At 62.8% G+C, this 17,033-nt stretch carries 16 protein-coding genes; 3 read left to right on the plus strand and 13 right to left on the minus strand.

All coding sequences use genetic code 11. The features are described 5' to 3' along the window. The first annotated feature begins 17 nt into the window (after nt 1–17). Nucleotides 18–947, plus strand: coding sequence for a fatty acid desaturase (locus EY713_RS04440; RefSeq protein ID WP_245572890.1), 930 nt, complete (start codon nt 18–20; stop codon nt 945–947). A gap of 21 nt (nt 948–968) precedes the next feature. Here the strand turns inward: EY713_RS04440 and EY713_RS04445 are convergent, their stop codons facing one another. The 7 genes from EY713_RS04445 to tesB form a co-directional block, all read right to left on the minus strand. Then, nucleotides 969–1,457, minus strand: a complete 489-nt coding sequence (locus EY713_RS04445) for a YaiI/YqxD family protein (RefSeq protein WP_131113744.1) — start codon at nt 1,455–1,457, stop codon at nt 969–971. A gap of 15 nt (nt 1,458–1,472) precedes the next feature. Further along, nucleotides 1,473–2,096 (minus strand): tyrosine phosphatase family protein, encoded by a 624-nt coding sequence (locus EY713_RS04450; protein ID WP_131113745.1) that lies wholly within the window; start codon nt 2,094–2,096, stop codon nt 1,473–1,475. A gap of 43 nt (nt 2,097–2,139) precedes the next feature. Beyond that, nucleotides 2,140–3,234, minus strand: a complete 1,095-nt coding sequence (locus EY713_RS04455) for a sensor histidine kinase (protein WP_245572978.1) — start codon at nt 3,232–3,234, stop codon at nt 2,140–2,142. 136 nt (nt 3,235–3,370) lie between these two features. Next, entirely contained in the window at nt 3,371–5,986 is a 2,616-nt protein-coding gene (locus EY713_RS04460; RefSeq protein WP_131113747.1) for a DNA translocase FtsK, read from the minus strand. A 200-nt stretch (nt 5,987–6,186) separates the two neighbouring features. Beyond that, nucleotides 6,187–7,698, minus strand: coding sequence for an ammonium transporter (locus EY713_RS04465; RefSeq protein ID WP_131113748.1), 1,512 nt, complete (start codon nt 7,696–7,698; stop codon nt 6,187–6,189). A gap of 34 nt (nt 7,699–7,732) precedes the next feature. Further along, on the minus strand, nt 7,733–8,071 hold the full coding sequence (locus tag EY713_RS04470; protein ID WP_131113749.1) for a P-II family nitrogen regulator: 339 nt from the start codon (nt 8,069–8,071) through the stop codon (nt 7,733–7,735). Nucleotides 8,072–8,295: 224 nt separating this feature from the next. After that, nucleotides 8,296–9,168 (minus strand): acyl-CoA thioesterase II, encoded by an 873-nt coding sequence (tesB, locus tag EY713_RS04475; RefSeq protein WP_131113750.1) that lies wholly within the window; start codon nt 9,166–9,168, stop codon nt 8,296–8,298. 506 nt (nt 9,169–9,674) lie between these two features. Here tesB and purC point away from each other — a divergent pair. Then, nucleotides 9,675–10,469, plus strand: coding sequence for a phosphoribosylaminoimidazolesuccinocarboxamide synthase (purC, locus tag EY713_RS04480; protein WP_131113751.1), 795 nt, complete (start codon nt 9,675–9,677; stop codon nt 10,467–10,469). Between the two features lie 110 nt (nt 10,470–10,579). Here purC and EY713_RS04485 read toward each other — a convergent pair whose 3' ends face one another. From EY713_RS04485 to sdhC, 4 genes are all read right to left on the minus strand, one after another. Further along, nucleotides 10,580–11,359, minus strand: coding sequence for a succinate dehydrogenase iron-sulfur subunit (locus tag EY713_RS04485; protein WP_131113752.1), 780 nt, complete (start codon nt 11,357–11,359; stop codon nt 10,580–10,582). A gap of 109 nt (nt 11,360–11,468) precedes the next feature. Beyond that, nucleotides 11,469–13,298, minus strand: a complete 1,830-nt coding sequence (gene sdhA / locus EY713_RS04490; RefSeq protein ID WP_131113753.1) for a succinate dehydrogenase flavoprotein subunit — start codon at nt 13,296–13,298, stop codon at nt 11,469–11,471. Nucleotides 13,299–13,383: 85 nt separating this feature from the next. After that, nucleotides 13,384–13,776: a succinate dehydrogenase, hydrophobic membrane anchor protein gene (gene sdhD / locus EY713_RS04495; protein WP_131113754.1), complete on the minus strand. Its 393-nt coding sequence runs from the start codon at nt 13,774–13,776 to the stop codon at nt 13,384–13,386. An 11-nt stretch (nt 13,777–13,787) separates the two neighbouring features. Continuing rightward, nucleotides 13,788–14,201, minus strand: coding sequence for a succinate dehydrogenase, cytochrome b556 subunit (sdhC, locus tag EY713_RS04500; protein ID WP_131113755.1), 414 nt, complete (start codon nt 14,199–14,201; stop codon nt 13,788–13,790). Between the two features lie 298 nt (nt 14,202–14,499). Between sdhC and rpmF the strand changes: the two genes are divergently transcribed. Beyond that, on the plus strand, nt 14,500–14,694 hold the full coding sequence (gene rpmF / locus EY713_RS04505) for a 50S ribosomal protein L32 (protein WP_131113756.1): 195 nt from the start codon (nt 14,500–14,502) through the stop codon (nt 14,692–14,694). A gap of 12 nt (nt 14,695–14,706) precedes the next feature. On the opposite strand, the gene yddG is transcribed toward rpmF, so the two are convergent. Both yddG and efeB read right to left on the minus strand, forming a co-directional pair. After that, nucleotides 14,707–15,603: an aromatic amino acid exporter YddG gene (yddG, locus tag EY713_RS04510; protein WP_131119261.1), complete on the minus strand. Its 897-nt coding sequence runs from the start codon at nt 15,601–15,603 to the stop codon at nt 14,707–14,709. A gap of 99 nt (nt 15,604–15,702) precedes the next feature. Further along, nucleotides 15,703–17,031 (minus strand): iron uptake transporter deferrochelatase/peroxidase subunit, encoded by a 1,329-nt coding sequence (gene efeB / locus EY713_RS04515; RefSeq protein ID WP_245572891.1) that lies wholly within the window; start codon nt 17,029–17,031, stop codon nt 15,703–15,705. Nucleotides 17,032–17,033 lie beyond the last annotated feature (2 nt).

Genomic DNA, 17,033 nt, shown 5'->3' on the forward strand with positions numbered 1-17,033 from the left:
ACGTGAGGAGGCAAGATGTGACGGCGCACGTGTCGAGGGGAACAGTCGCGAGGCGACGCAGTCGGACCATCGAATGGCCGTCACTCGCGCTTTCGGCGGCGATCTATGGCGGTTTCGCGGTCGTTACGTTTTTTCATCAACACATGCCGACGCTTCTGGTTGCCATGCTCGGATCAATCCTGGTCGCTTGGCACTCGTCGATGCAGCACGAATTCATCCACGGTCATCCGACCCCTTCGCGCAAGATCAACCGCTTGCTGGGCTTTGTCCCCCTGTCGCTCTGGCTTCCGTTCGAATCCTATCGCATGTCGCACCTCGTGCATCATTGCGACGACGCGTTGACCGATCCGCTCGACGACCCCGAAACCTATTATTGGACCGCGGAGCAGTGGGCCGCGATCGGGCCTATCGGACGCGCGATCGTTCACATCCATACGACGCTCGCGGGACGGCTTGTGATCGGTCCGGCTTGGAATATCAGCCGCTATCTTCTGTCCGAAGCCAAGCTCCTGGCCAAGGGCAACCGGGTCCACAAGCGGATCTGGGCCTGGCACGCGCTCGGTTGTGCCGCAGTGCTGTTCTGGGTCGTCGGCGTCTGCCACATGAATATCGCGTTCTACCTGTTCTGCATCGTCTACCCAGGCACGGCGCTGTTGCTGTTGCGGTCCTTCGCCGAGCATCGGGCGGAAGAAGGCGTCTTCGAGCGCACCGCAATCGTTGAAAATAGCTGGTTCTTTGGGCCGCTCTTCCTTTTCAACAACCTGCATGCTGCTCATCACGAGCGCCCGCTCATGCCATGGTATGAACTGCCGGGCTGGTACAAGATCAACCGCGACCGGCTGCTCGCCGCCAATGGCGGGCTGGTCTATGACGGCTATGGTGAGGTTGTCAGGCGTTTCCTCTTCACGCCGCATGACGTGAACGTGCACCCGTTCGACAAACCCTGATGCCGATCGGCCGGGCCGACCTCAAACCCGACCGAAGCCGCTCCGTTTGAGCCGCATGATCGATCGGTCGAGTTCCTGCAGAAAGCTTGACCGATCCTTTGGCGAAAACGGCTTCGGGCCTCCCGTGATTTCGCCGGACGAGCGCAATTGGTCCATCAGGTCTCGCGTGGCAAGCGCCATGCCGATCGAGGCTTCGGTGAATGGCTTGCCGTAGGGTGCGATGACGCTGGCGCCGGTCTTCACGCAGCGGGCCGCGAGCGGCACATCGGCCGTGATGACGATATCTCCGTGGATCGCCCGCTCGGCGATCCAATCATCGGCCGCGTCCGGGCCGCTCGCCACCACGACCCGGTGGATGAACAGGTCGCGCGGCACGGCGATCGGGCTGTTGGCCACGACATGCACGTCGAGGCCGTGTCGCTCCGCGACGCGATAGACCTCGGCCTTCACCGGGCAGGCGTCGGCATCGACATAGATGACGATCGGCTTGGTCGAGGGCTCCGCGCTCATGCTCGGTGGACCGGTTCAGCCACCAACCGACGCGCCATGTCCAGCCTCGTGGAGCTTTCCTAGATCCAATCCGATCGCGACCTCCCGGGCGCGCCCGAGTTTGGTCATCAACCCGGCGAGATCGGGCCGACGGGTGAGATGACGCCGGTAGAGGTCGTTGGTGGCGGTTGTCAGGCGACCCGCGCGGCCGAGGCGCCGGTCCGCGAAGGCAATCATCAGGTGGTTGGGCCAGGCCTTGTCGCGAATGGAAAACACGCGCTCGACGATGCTCGCCTCGTCCTGGTCGGGAGAGGCCTGCGCCAGGATCATGATCATCGCGGCGGTCGAGCGGGAGATGCCGGCGTGGCAATGCACCAACAGATGCGCTTCGGGTGTTCCGCCCTCGGCCGTGATCGCACGCCCGAACGCCAGAATGGTATCCACGTCCGCCTCCGTCGGCAGCACCATGCCGGGCGTCGGATCGATGATGTCGTGAAAACGCAGAACCGTGCGGACATGCGAGGGCGGATAGGTCGTGAAATCGGGGTCCGGCCACTCGGGATCGAGGATCGACAGGACGTGCGTGACGTTTCGTGAGCGATGACCCGCGATTTCGTCGAGTCCGCAAATGGTGAGAAGCGAGAGAGCATCGATAGCCATCCGGCTGTTTATCATGCCGGCCCCTTGATCACCATCCGGCGCCTCAGGGAGAGGCCGCGACCTTGATCGGGAAGTCGAGTGTGAACACCGTTCCGGGCTGGGCTCGCGTCCAAGCGATCGCCGCGTGAAGATGTCGTGCCAGCGTCTCGACGAGCGTCGTGCCGAAAGTCGGGCCCACTGCCTTTTCGGTCGGGAGCCCCACGCCATCATCCGCGATCGTAATGATGCATCGGTCTCCCTTTGCGACGAGCACGACCGTCAGGCTGCCGTGCCGTCCGCTCGGAAAGCCGTGCTTGATCGCGTTGGTCAGAACCTCGTTGAGGATGAGCGCGACCGCCGCCGCCTGATCAGCGCCAATCACCACGGCATTCAAGCGTTGGTCGACGACGATGTCGCGGCGCCCGGATGCCCCGAGGATCGTGTCGAGGAGTTCGTGGATGAAGTCGGCGACATCGAACCGCGTCCGCTGCGACAATTCGTAGAGCCGCTTGTGAACGAGGCCGAGCGCATCGACCCGCTCCAGCATCTCCTGCAGCGTGCGTCGCAGCTCCGGGTCGGGGATGCTCATGGTTTGCAGCGTCAGCATGGCGCTGACCATCTGCAGGTTGTTCTTTGTTCGGTGATCGATTTCGGCTACCAGCAGATGCTGCACGTCGAGCGCGCTTTCGAGTTCACGATTGCGCGCCGTGAGGTCCTGCTCGGCCTGACGATCGGCCCGCTGCCGCTCGCGCGCCGCCGTCACGTCGGCCAGGGTTCCAACGAAAAGCGCGACTGCTCCAATGTCATCGAGCACAGGCGTGATCGACACCGCATTCCAGAAGGTCGTCCCGTCCTGGCGATAGTTCAGGATTTCGGCCGACACGTCGCCTAGTGCTGCGATACCTCGACGGAGATGCTCGACCGTTTCGGCGCTTGTCTCGGGTCCCTGGAGAAAGCGGCAGTTGCTACCGACGACATCGTGGCTCGCATAGCCCGTGAGTTGCAGAAAAGCGTCGTTGGCAAAGACGATGGGATTATCCGGAAGTGTCGGGTCGGTCATGATGATCGCGGTGCGGATGGACCTGAAGGCGGCCGCAAAGGCATCGTGCCGCCCACGCACGAGCGGCGCTGGTTCGGGGTGACGCACCGGAAGGTCCATGATCACGACCGTGCTCCCTGGCATTCTGTCGACACCGGCACGAGCGCTGGTGATCGGCGAGGACGCATTTGCAGTTCCGCCAAAGTGATCGGCTTTGTCTGAAAACCTTATGGATTCGACCGGAGATCCGGCCGTCTTATTGATCGTCCTGAAGATCATAGGCACCGCGATCGATGCCTCCGCCCACCAGGATTTCCCGCTTCCCGGCATGATTGGCGGGTGCGACGACACCCTCCTGCTCCATGCGTTCGACGAGCGACGCGGCCTTGTTGTAACCCACCGACAAGCGACGCTGGATGTACGAAGTCGAGCACTTCTTGTCGCGCAACACGATCGCGACCGCACGATCGTAGAGGTCGCCGGATTCCTCCGCATCCATCCCGCCCGGCAGCGCGCCACCGGCGGCGTCATCCTCCGTGCTGAGATCCGGCTCCTCGACCGTGACGTCGAGATAGTCCGGCTGGCCTTGCGTTTTCAGATGCGCCACCACTTTTTCGACCTCCCCATCGCTGACGAAGGGGCCGTGCACGCGGCTGATCCGACCGCCACCCGCCATGTAGAGCATGTCGCCCTGCCCCAGCAGTTGCTCGGCGCCCTGCTCGCCCAAGATCGTGCGCGAGTCGATCTTGGACGTGACCTGGAACGAGATGCGGGTCGGGAAATTCGCCTTGATGGTGCCGGTGATGACGTCGACCGAGGGCCGCTGCGTTGCCATGATGAGATGGATGCCCGCCGCGCGCGCCATCTGGGCGAGCCGCTGGATCGCGCCTTCGATGTCCTTGCCGGCCACCATCATCAGGTCGGCCATCTCGTCGACGATGACGACGATATAGGGCAGGACCGTGAGATCCATCGCCTCCTGCTCGTAGATGGCCTCGCCGGTCTCCCGGTCGTAGCCCGTCTGCACCGTGCGGGTGATGACTTCGCCCTTGGCCTTGGCGTCGGCGACCCGAACGTTGAACCCGTCGATGTTGCGGACACCGACCTTGGACATCTTCTTGTAACGCTCCTCCATCTCGCGCACGGCCCATTTCAGCGCCACGACGGCCTTTTTTGGATCGGTCACGACCGGGGTCAGGAGATGCGGGATGCCGTCATAGACCGACAATTCCAGCATTTTGGGATCGACCATGATGAGACGGCACTCTTCCGGTTTCAGCCGATAGAGCAGCGACAGGATCATGGTGTTGATCGCGACGGACTTGCCCGAGCCGGTGGTGCCGGCGACGAGCAGATGCGGCATCCGGGCCAGATCAACGATGACCGGCTCACCGCCGATCGTCTTGCCGAGCGCGATCGCCAGCTTATGCTTGGACTCCTCGAAGTCGTGCTGACCCAGCAACTCCCGGAGATAGACCGTGTCGCGACGCTGGTTCGGCAATTCGATGCCGATGGCGTTGCGACCCTGGACGACGGCGACGCGGGCCGAAATGGCCGACATCGACCGGGCGATATCGTCCGCAAGGCCGACCACGCGGGAGGATTTGATGCCCGGAGCGGGTTCGAGTTCATAAAGCGTCACGACCGGACCCGGCCGCACGTTGATGATCTCGCCGCGAATGCCGAAATCCTCGAGGACCCCTTCGAGAAGACGCGCGTTTTGCTCCAACGCATCTTCGGAAATGCGGTTGGCGGGCTGTGCCTTGGCTTCAGCGAGGATTCCGAGCGGCGGCAACTCATAGACGTCGCCCCGGCGTGAGGTTGGACGCCCGGAAAAGCCGTCTGTCGAGCGGGATGGGCTCGCCATCGCCGGCTGAATGACGCGCGGCCCAGCAAGGCCGTTGCCCATACCGGGCATCGGCGAGGGGGCGGTATCCGGCTTGCCTCGCGCGGCGCGCGGCGCCTGCGGGATGGCAGCGCGTGCCGGCGCGCCAAAGGTCGGCTCCACGCGAGATCGCGCCGCAGGCGGCACGGCAGCATCCTGATGAAGATCGGCGAACGGGCTGTCGTCGGGCTCGCGGCCGACCCAAGGCGCATATGGCTCCGGGCCCCGATCGTCGAATTGCCGGCGGCGGCGAATGAACCGGAGCACGGCTGATTTCAAGGTCAGGCCCGCGTGGATGGCGGCCCCGAGCGATACCAGCGCGAAGCCGGGCTCGCCATCGCGATCCTCCTCGGCCGAGCGGGACTGGCGCGGTGCCGACACCCAATCGAAAGTCGAGGCCGGCTCGTCCTCTTCGACCTGCTTGTCCTTTAGGCCAAAGCCGGCCGAGGCCGTCAGAGTCAGGATGGCGATGCCGGCCAGAATCAGCGCGAGAATGATGAAGACCGGCTCGGAATGACCGAAGAGCCGGCGCGGTACAGCCAGAAGCGCGTCGCCGGCGACACCGCCGAGCCCGGTCGGCAGCGGCCAGCGGTCCGTCGCGGGAAGCAAGGACGCGAGCGCGGCCGCCGCTGCGGCTCCGGCCGTCAGCAGGCCAAAACGAAGCTTCAAACGATCGAGACGCTTGCGGACCAGAAGCCGCCAGCCCCAGCAGGCGATGGGAGTTAGGATCGCGATGACAGCAACGCCGACGAGTTGCATGATGAGATCGGCCGCAACCGCGCCAGGAGCACCCATAAGATTATGGACAGCCGCATCCGTCGCATGGTTCCAACTCGGGTCGCGAATCGACCAGGAGGCGAGCGACAGGCCGATCACGACGGTGCCGACCAACAGCGCCAGACCGACGACTTCAGCCGTCCGCCGCGCCAGAAAATCGCGGGCGGCGTCGGACAGATAGTCGGTTGGCGATAAGGTCGAGGTGCGCATGAACCCTTCCGAGCCGTGAGGCTGGCCTCTCCGGGAATCGCGCATGGCGGACCCCACCAGAACCCTAGTCCCGAATGGTTAACGACATCTGGAGATTGCTTAACGTTTATCGCCTGCGCCGAGGCAGCGATGCAAAAAAGGCGGCCCCTGCGGGACCGCCTTCCGTAGTGTCATCAAGAGCGGCGGTGAAGCCGACCGGATCAATAATTGTAGGCGCGCTCGCTATGCTCGGCGATGTCGAGACCTTCGCGCTCCTTATCGGGCGAAACCCGCAGACCGATTACGAGATCGACGAGCTTGTAGAGGATCGCCGAGCCGACGCCGGACCACACCAGAGTGGCCAGCACGGCTTTGCCCTGAGCAATCATCTGGGTGGCCATGTCGTAGGTGCCGGCATTGCCGTTGCCGTAGTTGGTGTAGTCGGTCAGGCCGGTGCCACCGAAATACGGAGCCACGAGAATGCCGGTCATCAGCGCGCCGAAGATGCCGCCGATGCAATGCACGCCGAAAACGTCGAGCGCGTCGTCGTAGCCAAACCTGCTCTTCACGGTCGAGACGAAGAAGAGGCAGATCGGGCTGACCAACAGACCCAGAACCACTGAGCCCATGGGCCCAGCGAAACCGGAGGCCGGCGTCACCGCGACGAGACCCGCGACGGCACCAGACGCCATACCGAGCAGCGAGGGCTTCCCCTTGACGGCCCATTCGACGAACAACCAGGAGATGGTCGCGGCAGCGGTGGCCACCATCGTGTTGACGAAGGCCAGGGCCGTCGTGCCGTTCGACTCGAGGTTCGAGCCAGCATTGAAGCCGAACCAACCGACCCACAGAAGCGAGGCGCCGATCATCGTCATGGTCAGCGAGTGGGGCGGCATCGGTTCACGCGGGTAACCGATCCGCTTGCCGATGAAGAGCGCGCCGACGAGGCCGGCGATACCTGCGTCGATATGCACGACCGTGCCGCCGGCGAAGTCGAGCGCGCCAGCCTGCGCCAGCCAGCCCGCATTGCTGGTGATGGCATCGAGCTTGACCTGAGCGGCGGCCTTCGCGGTTGCATCGGCACCAGCGGCCGCAACGGCCTTGGCCGCATTGGCGACGTCATCGGGCGCCGCGACATACCAGACCCAATGGGCAATCGGGAAGTAGATAAACGTGACCCAGAGAACGATGAACACGACGAGCGCCGAGAATTTGATGCGCTCGGCGAAGGAGCCGATGATCAGCGCGGGCGTGATCATCGCGAAGGTCATCTGGAACACCATATAGGCGAGTTCCGGGATGACGACGCCGTTCGAGAAGGTCGCGACATTCGAGGACGGGGTCACGCCCATGAGGAAGACTTTGCTCAAACCGCCCACATAGGCGGTCATGCTGCCGCCGTCCGTGAAGGCTTCCGAGTAGCCCCAGAGCACCCAGATCACGCCGACCAGCGCCACGATCATCATGACCTGGCTGAGAACCGACAGCATGTTCTTGGTCCGCACCAAGCCGCCGTAGAACAGCGCGAGGCCGGGAATCGACATCATCAGCACCAGGGCCGACGACACCAGCATCCAGGCCGTATCGCCCTTATCGGGGGTCGGAGCCGCGGGGGGCGCGACCGGCTGCACGGTCGGGGTCTGTGCGTAGACAGCTCCCGCCGTGAGCAGGACCGCCAGAATACCCAGGCCGATGCTCGCTCGTTGTGGCGTTATCTTAGGCAAAAACTTCATTTCATGGCTCCAAATGGATAGGTCGCGACGGCGATCAGAGCGCGTCCGTGTCTTTTTCCCCGGTCCGGATGCGAACCGCTCTTTCGAGCGGCGTGACGAAGATCTTGCCGTCGCCGATCTGGCCGGTGCGGGCCGTCGCCGTGATGGCATCGATCACGGTATCGAGCAGCTCGGCCGCGACCGCGACTTCGATCTTCAGCTTGGGCAGGAAGCTCACGGCATACTCGGCGCCGCGATAGATCTCGGTATGGCCCTTCTGCCGGCCATAGCCTTTGACCTCGGTCACGGTGAGCCCGTGGACGCCGACCGCCGTCAGCGCATCGCGGACTTCCTCAAGCTTGAAGGGCTTGATGATCGCCATCACAATCTTCATCTCGGCACATCCTTTCGCGCGACCCGGATCAATGATTCCAGCGTCGCATGGTCAGCCTCCTCGGCTTTTCAGGCGAGCAGCGTTGGACCCTGTCCTTCAAAGCGTGTGCCAAAGAGTTCCGTCAGCAAAAAACTTTATTTCTGACGCAAAAAAGGCCCCGATCGAGCGATCGGAGCCTCATTGGTTCATAAATGATGCATGAATATGCCTATTATTTGTGCGCCTTAATTACCCGGCCGGACGCGAATGAGGCCCTCCTGCGCCACGGAGGCCACCAAAGTCCCCTCGCGCGTATAGATCAGCCCCCGCGTTAGGCCGCGTGCTCCGGATGAGCTCGGGCTATCTTGTGCGTAAAGCAGCCACTGATCCGCCCTGAAGGGCCGATGAAACCAAAGCGAATGATCGAGGCTGGCGACTTGCAGCCCGCCATCGAAGAGCGAACGATTGTGAACCACAAGCGATGTGTCGAGCAGCGTCATATCGGACAGATAGGCCAAAAACGCCCGGTGGATCGATGGATCGTCGGGCAGCGGGTGTGAAGCCCTCATCCAGATATGCTGCTTTGGCGAGCGGGGTTCGGCACCCGCCACCGGCAGGTATCGGCTGAGATCGACCGGCCGGAGTTCGACCGGCCGTTCGCGGTCGAAATAGCGCTTGATGCCCTCTGGCAGTGTCGACGGATTCAGCGCCATGATGTCGGCCTCGCTCGGCAGCGACTCCGGCGGGGGAACGTCAGGCATCTCGATCTGATGGTCGAGCCCGGGCTCCTCCACCTGGAACGAGGCCGAGAGCGAGAAGATCGGGCGCCCATGCTGGATCGCGACGCATTGGCGGGTCGAAAAGCTCTTGCCGTCGCGCAGACGATCGACCTCGAAGATGATGGGGGCCGCGGGGTCGCCGGGCAGGATGAAATAGCCGTGGAGCGAATGGGGTGGCCGATCCGGCACCGTTCGAGCCGCCGCCACCATGGCCTGGGCGATCACGAGACCGCCGAAGATGCGTTGCCACCCGATCTGCGGGCTTCTTCCGCGAAAGATATTCTCCTCGATTTGCTCGAGTTCGAGGATCGCAAGAAGATCGGTTACCGAGAAAGCCATTGCGTCTCATCCAGCATCAATTGCGCCTGTTCGGCCCGGCCGCATTACGCTCGGGCTTTTCGGCTGGCGGCCTATCTCTGCACGTCAAGCTCGGCCTCTGCCAACAAAACCTCATCCTGGCGTGTGATGTCGTCGATGGCTTGAGCGACAGCGAACGCCGAGTGATCTCGGTGACGGCGTTGGACCATGCCGCATCCACCTCTCTCGATCGGTCGTCATCAGCAAGGCAGGAGGGGCGAAACGCGCCTGACACGCGTGCTTGCATCACCGCTCTGGCAGGGCGGCATTGCGTAAGCCGGTCGAGATGCCTACATGCGAGCATGAAAGAGCTAAAGCCGACGCTCGTGCGATACGTTGTACTGGGTCGAGCAATCGCGTAAGAGGGGGTTGTTGGGTCGGTTGAGCTGATTTGCCGTTTGACCGCCATACGGCCACTCGGATGAACGAAATCTTTGCCTGCGCGAAAGCCAGACGGGATTTTTAAGCACAGGAGCCCCGGCCGCCCCATGGATTTCCTCAAGCCACGGTTGATCCCCATGAACCGCCGTCGTCGCATTTACGAGGGCAAGGCGAAAGTCCTCTACGAAGGACCCGAGCCTGGAACCCTCATCCAACATTTTAAAGACGATGCAACAGCGTTCAACGCCAAGAAACATCAGGTCATCGACGGCAAGGGCGTGCTGAACAATCGGATTTCCGAGTTCATCTTCCAGCACCTGAACAACATCGGCGTTCCGACCCATTTCATCCGCCGCCTCAACATGCGCGAGCAGTTGATCAAGGAAGTGGAGATCATTCCGCTCGAGGTTGTGGTCCGCAACGTTGCGGCAGGCTCGCTTGCGACGCGCCTCGGCATCGAGGAAGGCACGCAACTGCCGCGTTCGATCATCGAGTTCTATTACAAGAACGACGCGCTTAACGATCCCATGGTTTCCGAGGAGCATATCACGGCCTTTGGTTGGGCCAGTCCGCAGGAGATCGACGACATCATGGCGTTGGCGATTCGCGTCAACGACTTCCTGTCCGGCCTCTTTCTCGGCGTCGGCATCCGTCTGATCGACTTCAAGATGGAAACGGGTCGCCTCTGGGAAGGTGACATGATGCGGATCGTGGTCGCGGATGAGATCTCTCCGGACTCATGCCGCCTGTGGGACATCAAGTCGAACGACAAGATGGACAAAGATCGTTTCCGCCGGGATCTTGGCGGCCTCGTCGAAGCCTATACGGAAGTCGCGCGTCGTCTCGGCATCATGCAGGAGAGCGAAGCGGCTCGACCCGCCGGTCCCCAACTGGTTCAATAAACGTCAGGCTCACGCCCTACCGTCGCACAAAACAAGAGCGCCATGGCTTTCGCCACGGCGCTTTTTTTATGTCGAGCGTCTCAGCACCGAGCGTCGGTGGGCCGAGCGCGCTAGTTCTGGCGCGCCACCATCATGTTCTTGATTTCGGAGATCGCCTTGGCGGGGTTCAACCCTTTCGGGCAAGCCTTGGCGCAGTTCATGATCGTGTGACAGCGGTACAGACGGAACGGATCCTCGAGCGTATCGAGCCGGGAGCCTGTGGCTTCATCGCGGCTGTCGATCAACCAGCGGTAAGCCTGCAGCAACGCCGCCGGACCGAGATAGCGATCGCCGTTCCACCAATAGCTCGGGCAAGATGTCGAGCAGCAGGCGCAGAGGATGCACTCGTAGAGGCCGTCGAGCTTATGACGTGCCTGCGGCGACTGGATCCACTCCTTCTCGGGCTCAGGCGAGGTCGTGTGAAGCCATGGCTCGATGAGGGCATGCTGCGCATAAAAGCGCGTCAGATCAGGGACAAGATCCTTCAGCACTTCCATATGCGGCAACGGATAGAGCTTCACGGCGCCCTTCACCTCGTCCATGCCCTTGGTGCAAGCGAGCGTGTTGGTGCCATCGATATTCATGGCGCACGAGCCGCAGATGCCCTCGCGACAGGAGCGCCGGAACGTCAGCGTCGCATCGACCTTCGATTTGATCCAGATCAGCCCGTCGAGCACCATGGGGCCACAGGTTTCAAGGTCGACGAAATAGGTGTCGATGCGCGGGTTGCTGTCATCATCCGGATCCCAGCGATAGACACGGAATTCCTTCGTCCGCGTCGCCCCGGCGGGTTTCGGCCAAACCTTACCGGCCTGGACCCGGGAGTTTTTCGGAAGCGCTAGTTCGACCATCGACTTCGACTCTTCGGTAAAGTGGCTCTTTGATGAAAGCCTCGGGCGTGGCCCGATCGTGCAAGTGGCGGAGGTGGACGGCGCCCCCTCGGTGTGGACCTCGGCGGCGCTAGTAGACGCGCGCTTTCGGCTCCACATACTGAACGTCGTTGGTCATCGTGTAGGTGTGGACGGGCCGATAATCGATCGTCACCTTTTGGCTGCGCTCGTCGAGCCAAGCCAGCGTATGCTTCATCCAGGTCTTGTCGTCGCGGTTCGGGTGATCCTCGCGTGCATGTGCACCGCGCGACTCCGTCCGGTTCAATGCGCTGTCCATGGTAACGACGGCTTGGGCGATCAGGTTATCATATTCCAGCGTCTCGATCAGGTCCGTGTTCCAGATCAGCGAGCGATCGGTCGTCCCGATATTGGCCGAGAGGCTCCACACGTCGTGGATCATCTTCGAGCCTTCCTCGAGGATTTCGCCGGTGCGGAACACCGCGCAATTATTCTGCATGGTCTTCTGCATGCTGAGCCGCAGATCCGCCGTCGGCTGCGCGCCCTTGGCATAGCGCATGCGATCGAGCCGCGAGAGTGCCAGATCGGCGCTATCCTTCGGCAGTTCCATTTGCTTCTCGCCGGGTGTCACGAGCTCGGCGGCGCGCTGACCCGCCGCGCGACCGAAGACGACGAGATCGATCAGCGAATTTGATCCAAGCCGGTTGGCGCCATGAACCGACACGCAGGCCGCCTCGCCGATCGCCATCAGGCCCGGAACGACGGTATCCGGGTCGCCGCCAACCTTGGTCAGCACCTCGCCGTGATAGTTCGTGGGAATACCACCCATGTTGTAATGAACCGTCGGAAGCACCGGGATCGGTTCTTTGGTGACGTCGACGCCGGCGAAGATTTTGGCGCTTTCGGAAATACCCGGCAGCCGCTCGGCCAGGATCTTCGGATCGAGATGGTCGAGATGCAGGAAGATGTGATCCTTCTCGCGACCGACGCCTCGGCCATCACGGATTTCCATCGTCATGGCGCGCGAAACGACGTCGCGCGAGGCAAGATCCTTCGCGGAGGGCGCATAGCGCTCCATGAAGCGCTCACCTTCGGAATTCGTGAGATAGCCGCCTTCGCCGCGCGACCCTTCCGTGATGAGGCACCCTGCCCCATAGATGCCGGTCGGGTGGAACTGCACGAATTCCATATCCTGCAGCGGCAGGCCAGCCCGCAGCACCATCGCATTTCCGTCACCCGTGCAGGTATGCGCCGAGGTGGCCGAGAAATAGGCGCGGCCGTAGCCACCCGTCGCCAGCACCACGAGATTGGCGCGGAAGCGATGCATCGTGCCATCGTCGAGTTTCAGTGCCACGACGCCGACGCAGCGACCTTCATTCATGATGAGGTCGATGGCAAAGTATTCGATAAAGAATTCCGTCTTGGCCCGAAGCGCCTGCCCGTAGAGCGTGTGCAAAATGGCGTGCCCGGTGCGGTCGGCGGCCGCACAAGTGCGCTGCGCCGTGCCCTTGCCGTAGTCCGTCGTCATGCCGCCGAACGGGCGCTGGTAGATCTTGCCTTCCTGAGTGCGGGAGAAAGGCACGCCCCAATGTTCAAGCTCGTAAACGGCGGCTGGAGCATTGCGGCAGAGATATTCGATTGCGTCCTGGTCTCCGAGCCAATCCGAGCCCTTCACCGTATCGTACATGTGCCAGCGCCAGTCGTCCGGCCCCATATTGCCGAGCGATGCCGAGATGCCGCCTTGCGCCGCGACGGTATGCGACCGGGTCGGGAAAACCTTGGTGATGCAGGCGGTTCGAAGCCCGGCGCGGGCGCAACCGACGGTGGCGCGGAGCCCAGCCCCACCGGCACCGACAACGATCACATCAAAGGTGTGGTCGGTTATCGCATAAGCCGGCGCGGTGGACGAGGTGCCCGTGCTCGCAGTTCCATTGGTCGCCATGACGTTTCGTCCTCGTGCCTGCATCCACAATGGCCGCTTGGGCCAGCACAGGTCTGATCGGTTGATTGTTAAAAGTCGCTCGCGTTCAGGTGAAGCTCAGGCGCAGCACGGCGTAGACACAGGTCAAGCCGACCGCGACCGAGAAGAACATATTGGCCGCAAGCGCCCGATCCTTGCTCTGTTCACCGTGGATATAGTCCTCGATGATCGTCCGCATACCCAACTGCATGTGGTAGATGCCCGTCCCGATAAAAAGAAGCATCAGGATGGCCGGAAACGGCTGCGACAAGGTTGCATGAACCTCGGCATAGGGCCGGCCGACCAGCGAGAGCACGAGAAAAACGAAGCCGATCGTCAGCGGCAGCAGCGCCAGCGAGGTCAGCCGCATATGCCAAAGCCAGCCGGTGCCGGAGCGCGCCGCTCCGAGATGCCGAACCCGGCTCAGGTCGGATCTCATCGTATCTGTGTCGTTGCGCATGGTTAGTCCTCTCAGCGCAGGAAGTAGGAGACGGCCCAGACCACGATCGTCAGCACGATACCCCCGATGAGCGTGGCTTGAGCAAGCCACTCGCGTTCCGGATGATCCATGCCGTAGCCGGCGTCCCAAACGAAATGGCGCACACCGCCGAGGAGGTGATGAAACAAGGCCCAGGTGAATCCAAACAGGATCAATTGCCCGACAATGGAATCCAGGAACCACGCAGCCGTCGCGAACGACCGAGCGTCCGACGCCGCGGCGATGAGAAACCAGGCCAGCAGAAGCGTTCCGGCGTAAAGCGCAATGCCGGTGATGCGATGCATGATCGACATCATCATGGTCAGCATCGGCGTATAGATTTGCAGATGAGGAGAAAGAGGCCGCCTGGCCCGCAGAGCTTCGGCTTGGGACGTCGTTTCGGCCATCAGGTTCCATTTCCGTCTCGTGCCGCGGCATCCCTTGCTGGTGTGGGACGACGCTCGATCCGCACGGGTCGCGCTACGCTGTCGAATGCACGACCTATAACGATCCTGCTTTGCTGGTGGTAGTATAGAACAACACGAAACTAGGACAACAGGCGCGCTGGCGACGCAGGGTTGCGCTTGCCGCAGCAAGACACGAGAGGGGCCTAGCCACACGTGCCATTGTGGTGTATCGAGCAACCAGATTTTCTTGGCTGCCGATGCGTGGGCACGGCGGCCTATTCATACGTGGAGAGTACCAATGGCCGTTCCGAAGCGCAAAACATCGCCCATGAAGCGCGGCTTTCGCCGTTCGGCGGATGCGCTCGCTGCTCCGACCTACATCGCCGACAAGGATTCGGGCGAATTGCGTCGTCCCCATCATGTCGACCTGAAGAGCGGCATGTATCGCGGCCGTCAGGTGCTCACCCCCAAGAAGACCGCCGACGCCGAGTAAGACCGGCGCCGATCAGCGTGCCGATGAGAGTGGTGTGACGCGGGCACTTGGCCCGCGCCATGCGGCGAGGAGCGCTCCTGCAACGATAAGCGCGCAGGCGATCCACAGCGCCAATGTCGGACGAGCGAAGCCCGCGCCGACCAGCAGCAGCGTGGATAAAACGGGTGCCGCATAGGACGCCACGCCGAGCAGGCGAATGTCGCCGTGCTTGACCCCATAGTCCCAGACATAAAACGCAAGCCCGACCGGCCCAAGTCCAAGCCCGACGAGTGCAAACGCCTGCGCGCTTGTCTCGGGCCACACGGTCGTCTCGACGGTGACATGACACAGCAGCGCCAGCGCGGCCGTTGCGATGCAGAAGCCGGCAACCGCCTCGGTCGGGACGGCTTTGAGGCGACGCGACGCAACCGAATAAACAGACCACACCAGGGCGCAAAGCAGCGCGAGGCCGTAGCCGAGCATAAAATGAGAGTCGGGTCGAAAGCCGCCCTCCTGCCCGAGGATCAGCAGCGCGACGCCACCAAAACCGAGAAGCGCACCCAGCCAATGCTGGGGTCGCAACCGCTCACCTGGCAGGGTCGCTGACAGCAGGACGATGAGCAGCGGCCAGAGATAGGCGATCAGCCCCGCCTGCGCGGGTGGCGCCTGCTGCAGCGCCGCGAAATAAAGCGCGTGATAGCCGAACAACCCGCCGACCCCGACGGCCCAGACCCGCAGCGGCTGGCGAAGCGCGCGCAAGCGGCCCCGTGCGGCCGCGAGGACCAGACCGGCAGCGCCGCCTACCGCAAACGTCATAGCGGCGAGTTCGAAGGGCGGGATGCGGCCCGATGCGGACGTGAGCAACGCGAGGCTTGACCACAGGAGGATCGCGACCGAGCCCACAAGGGTCGCGCGCGCGATCGGGGCCATGCCGTCGCGGTGAGGAGGCGTCAACACAGATCTCCCGAGGCAGGACGATCCGAGGGTCTTACGACGAGATCGTCATGCGGCGCCAGAGCGCCGCATCGGTCAGGCGGAGCCTTCCACGAGGCGCTGGCCGAGGTAGCTATCCTCATGTTCGACGCCCGGCATCACGAAGAAATAACCGCCGCCGACCGGCTTGATATATTCCTCCAGCGGCTCGCCATCGAGCCGACGCTGCACCGTGATGAAGCCGGCCTCGAGATCGGCCTGAAAGCTCACGAACAAGAGGCCCATGTCGAGTTGGCCGGCGTTGGTCATGCCACGCGAGTAGTTGAACGGCCGACGGAGAATCAGGTTCTTGTCCGTTTCCGGCGTCCGCGGATTTGCAAGCCGGATATGCGCGTCGACCGGGATGCGGAGGCCCTGCGGGTCCGACGCATAATCCGGCGTGTCGCGCTCGTTCACCATGCCAAGCGGCGCCCCGGTTGCTTTCTCCCGGCCGATGATCGTCTGCTGTTCGCCCAGCGGCGTCCGGTCCCACCGCTCAACCAGGGTGCGGATCAAGCGGACCACCTGATATGTGCCGTTCTTCGCCCAGGCCGGTTCCGCATGCTGCTCGCCCGTCCAGACGATGCGGTCCATCAAGGTCTCGTCATGTGCATCGAGGTTGGCGGTGCCATCCTTGAAGCCGAGCATGTTGCGAACCGTGTCTTTGCCGAGAGTCTTGATCGTATGAGGGGGCAAGAACCCTTCCATCTTCCAGCGCAGCGCCAAAAGATCGGGGAAGGATTTCAGGATGTCGCGCAGGGCATGAATGTTCGTTTCGGCTGTGTTCGAGCAGATTTGCAGCAAGAGGTCGCCGTGGCATTGCTCGGCCACCAGCGCGTCGTTGGGGAACCGCGTCATCGTCACGAGGTGCTTGGGTTTCTCGGCCGCGAGCCCGAACCGCTCGTCGAACAACGAGGCACCGACCGCCACCGTGATGGTGATGTTGTCCGGGTAGACATCCGGGCCCATTAGCCCCGAATCGGGCGGCGGAAGGCCGATCGCGGCGGTCGCGGCCGGGCCGCCGCGCATCAGGAAGGCGATACGCTTCGTCAAATGTTTGAATAGCCGCTGCAGGTCCGGCCTCGCCGTCCCGAGCACGTCGAAGGCGACGATCAGTGCGGCGGCCGGCTGTGCCGTGACGACACCGGACTGCCGCGGACCGTAGAAAGGCTGGCGGTCACGCGTCCCGTCATTGTCGACGACCGGCGCGGTCTCGACGGGGGTCGGCGCGGCCTTTGCGGCTCCGATCCCCAAGGCCGTTCCGGCCGCACCAAGGCCGAGCAGAATCCGGCGCCGGCCCAGAGAGGGGCCGCCCGCCGTCGCGTCATGTCCGGTTACGGATGCGAAGCCGAAGGGGCAAGTTCCTGCAGGCCGGTCCACCATCATCG

Origin of the sequence: Lichenihabitans psoromatis, from assembly GCF_004323635.1 — a bacterium.
In the GTDB taxonomy this organism is placed as follows: Bacteria; Pseudomonadota; Alphaproteobacteria; order Rhizobiales; family Beijerinckiaceae; genus Lichenihabitans; species Lichenihabitans psoromatis.

Bases quoted from the DNA above. Each gene is read 5' to 3' on its own strand.
- yddG (WP_131119261.1), bottom strand. From the start codon at position 15,603: ATGGCCCCGATCGCGCGCGCGACCCTTGTGGGCTCGGTCGCGATCCTC.
- sdhA (WP_131113753.1), bottom strand. From the start codon at position 13,298: ATGGCGACCAATGGAACTGCGAGCACGGGCACCTCGTCCACCGCGCCG.
- EY713_RS04455 (WP_245572978.1), bottom strand. From the start codon at position 3,234: ATGGACCTTCCGGTGCGTCACCCCGAACCAGCGCCGCTCGTGCGTGGG.
- purC (WP_131113751.1), top strand. From the start codon at position 9,675: ATGGATTTCCTCAAGCCACGGTTGATCCCCATGAACCGCCGTCGTCGC.
- EY713_RS04445 (WP_131113744.1), bottom strand. From the start codon at position 1,457: ATGAGCGCGGAGCCCTCGACCAAGCCGATCGTCATCTATGTCGATGCC.
- rpmF (WP_131113756.1), top strand. From the start codon at position 14,500: ATGGCCGTTCCGAAGCGCAAAACATCGCCCATGAAGCGCGGCTTTCGC.
- EY713_RS04450 (WP_131113745.1), bottom strand. From the start codon at position 2,096: ATGGCTATCGATGCTCTCTCGCTTCTCACCATTTGCGGACTCGACGAA.
- tesB (WP_131113750.1), bottom strand. From the start codon at position 9,168: ATGGCTTTCTCGGTAACCGATCTTCTTGCGATCCTCGAACTCGAGCAA.
- efeB (WP_245572891.1), bottom strand. From the start codon at position 17,031: ATGATGGTGGACCGGCCTGCAGGAACTTGCCCCTTCGGCTTCGCATCC.
- EY713_RS04460 (WP_131113747.1), bottom strand. From the start codon at position 5,986: ATGCGCACCTCGACCTTATCGCCAACCGACTATCTGTCCGACGCCGCC.
- sdhC (WP_131113755.1), bottom strand. From the start codon at position 14,201: ATGGCCGAAACGACGTCCCAAGCCGAAGCTCTGCGGGCCAGGCGGCCT.
- EY713_RS04470 (WP_131113749.1), bottom strand. From the start codon at position 8,071: ATGAAGATTGTGATGGCGATCATCAAGCCCTTCAAGCTTGAGGAAGTC.
- EY713_RS04465 (WP_131113748.1), bottom strand. From the start codon at position 7,698: ATGAAGTTTTTGCCTAAGATAACGCCACAACGAGCGAGCATCGGCCTG.
- sdhD (WP_131113754.1), bottom strand. From the start codon at position 13,776: ATGCGCAACGACACAGATACGATGAGATCCGACCTGAGCCGGGTTCGG.
- EY713_RS04485 (WP_131113752.1), bottom strand. From the start codon at position 11,359: ATGGTCGAACTAGCGCTTCCGAAAAACTCCCGGGTCCAGGCCGGTAAG.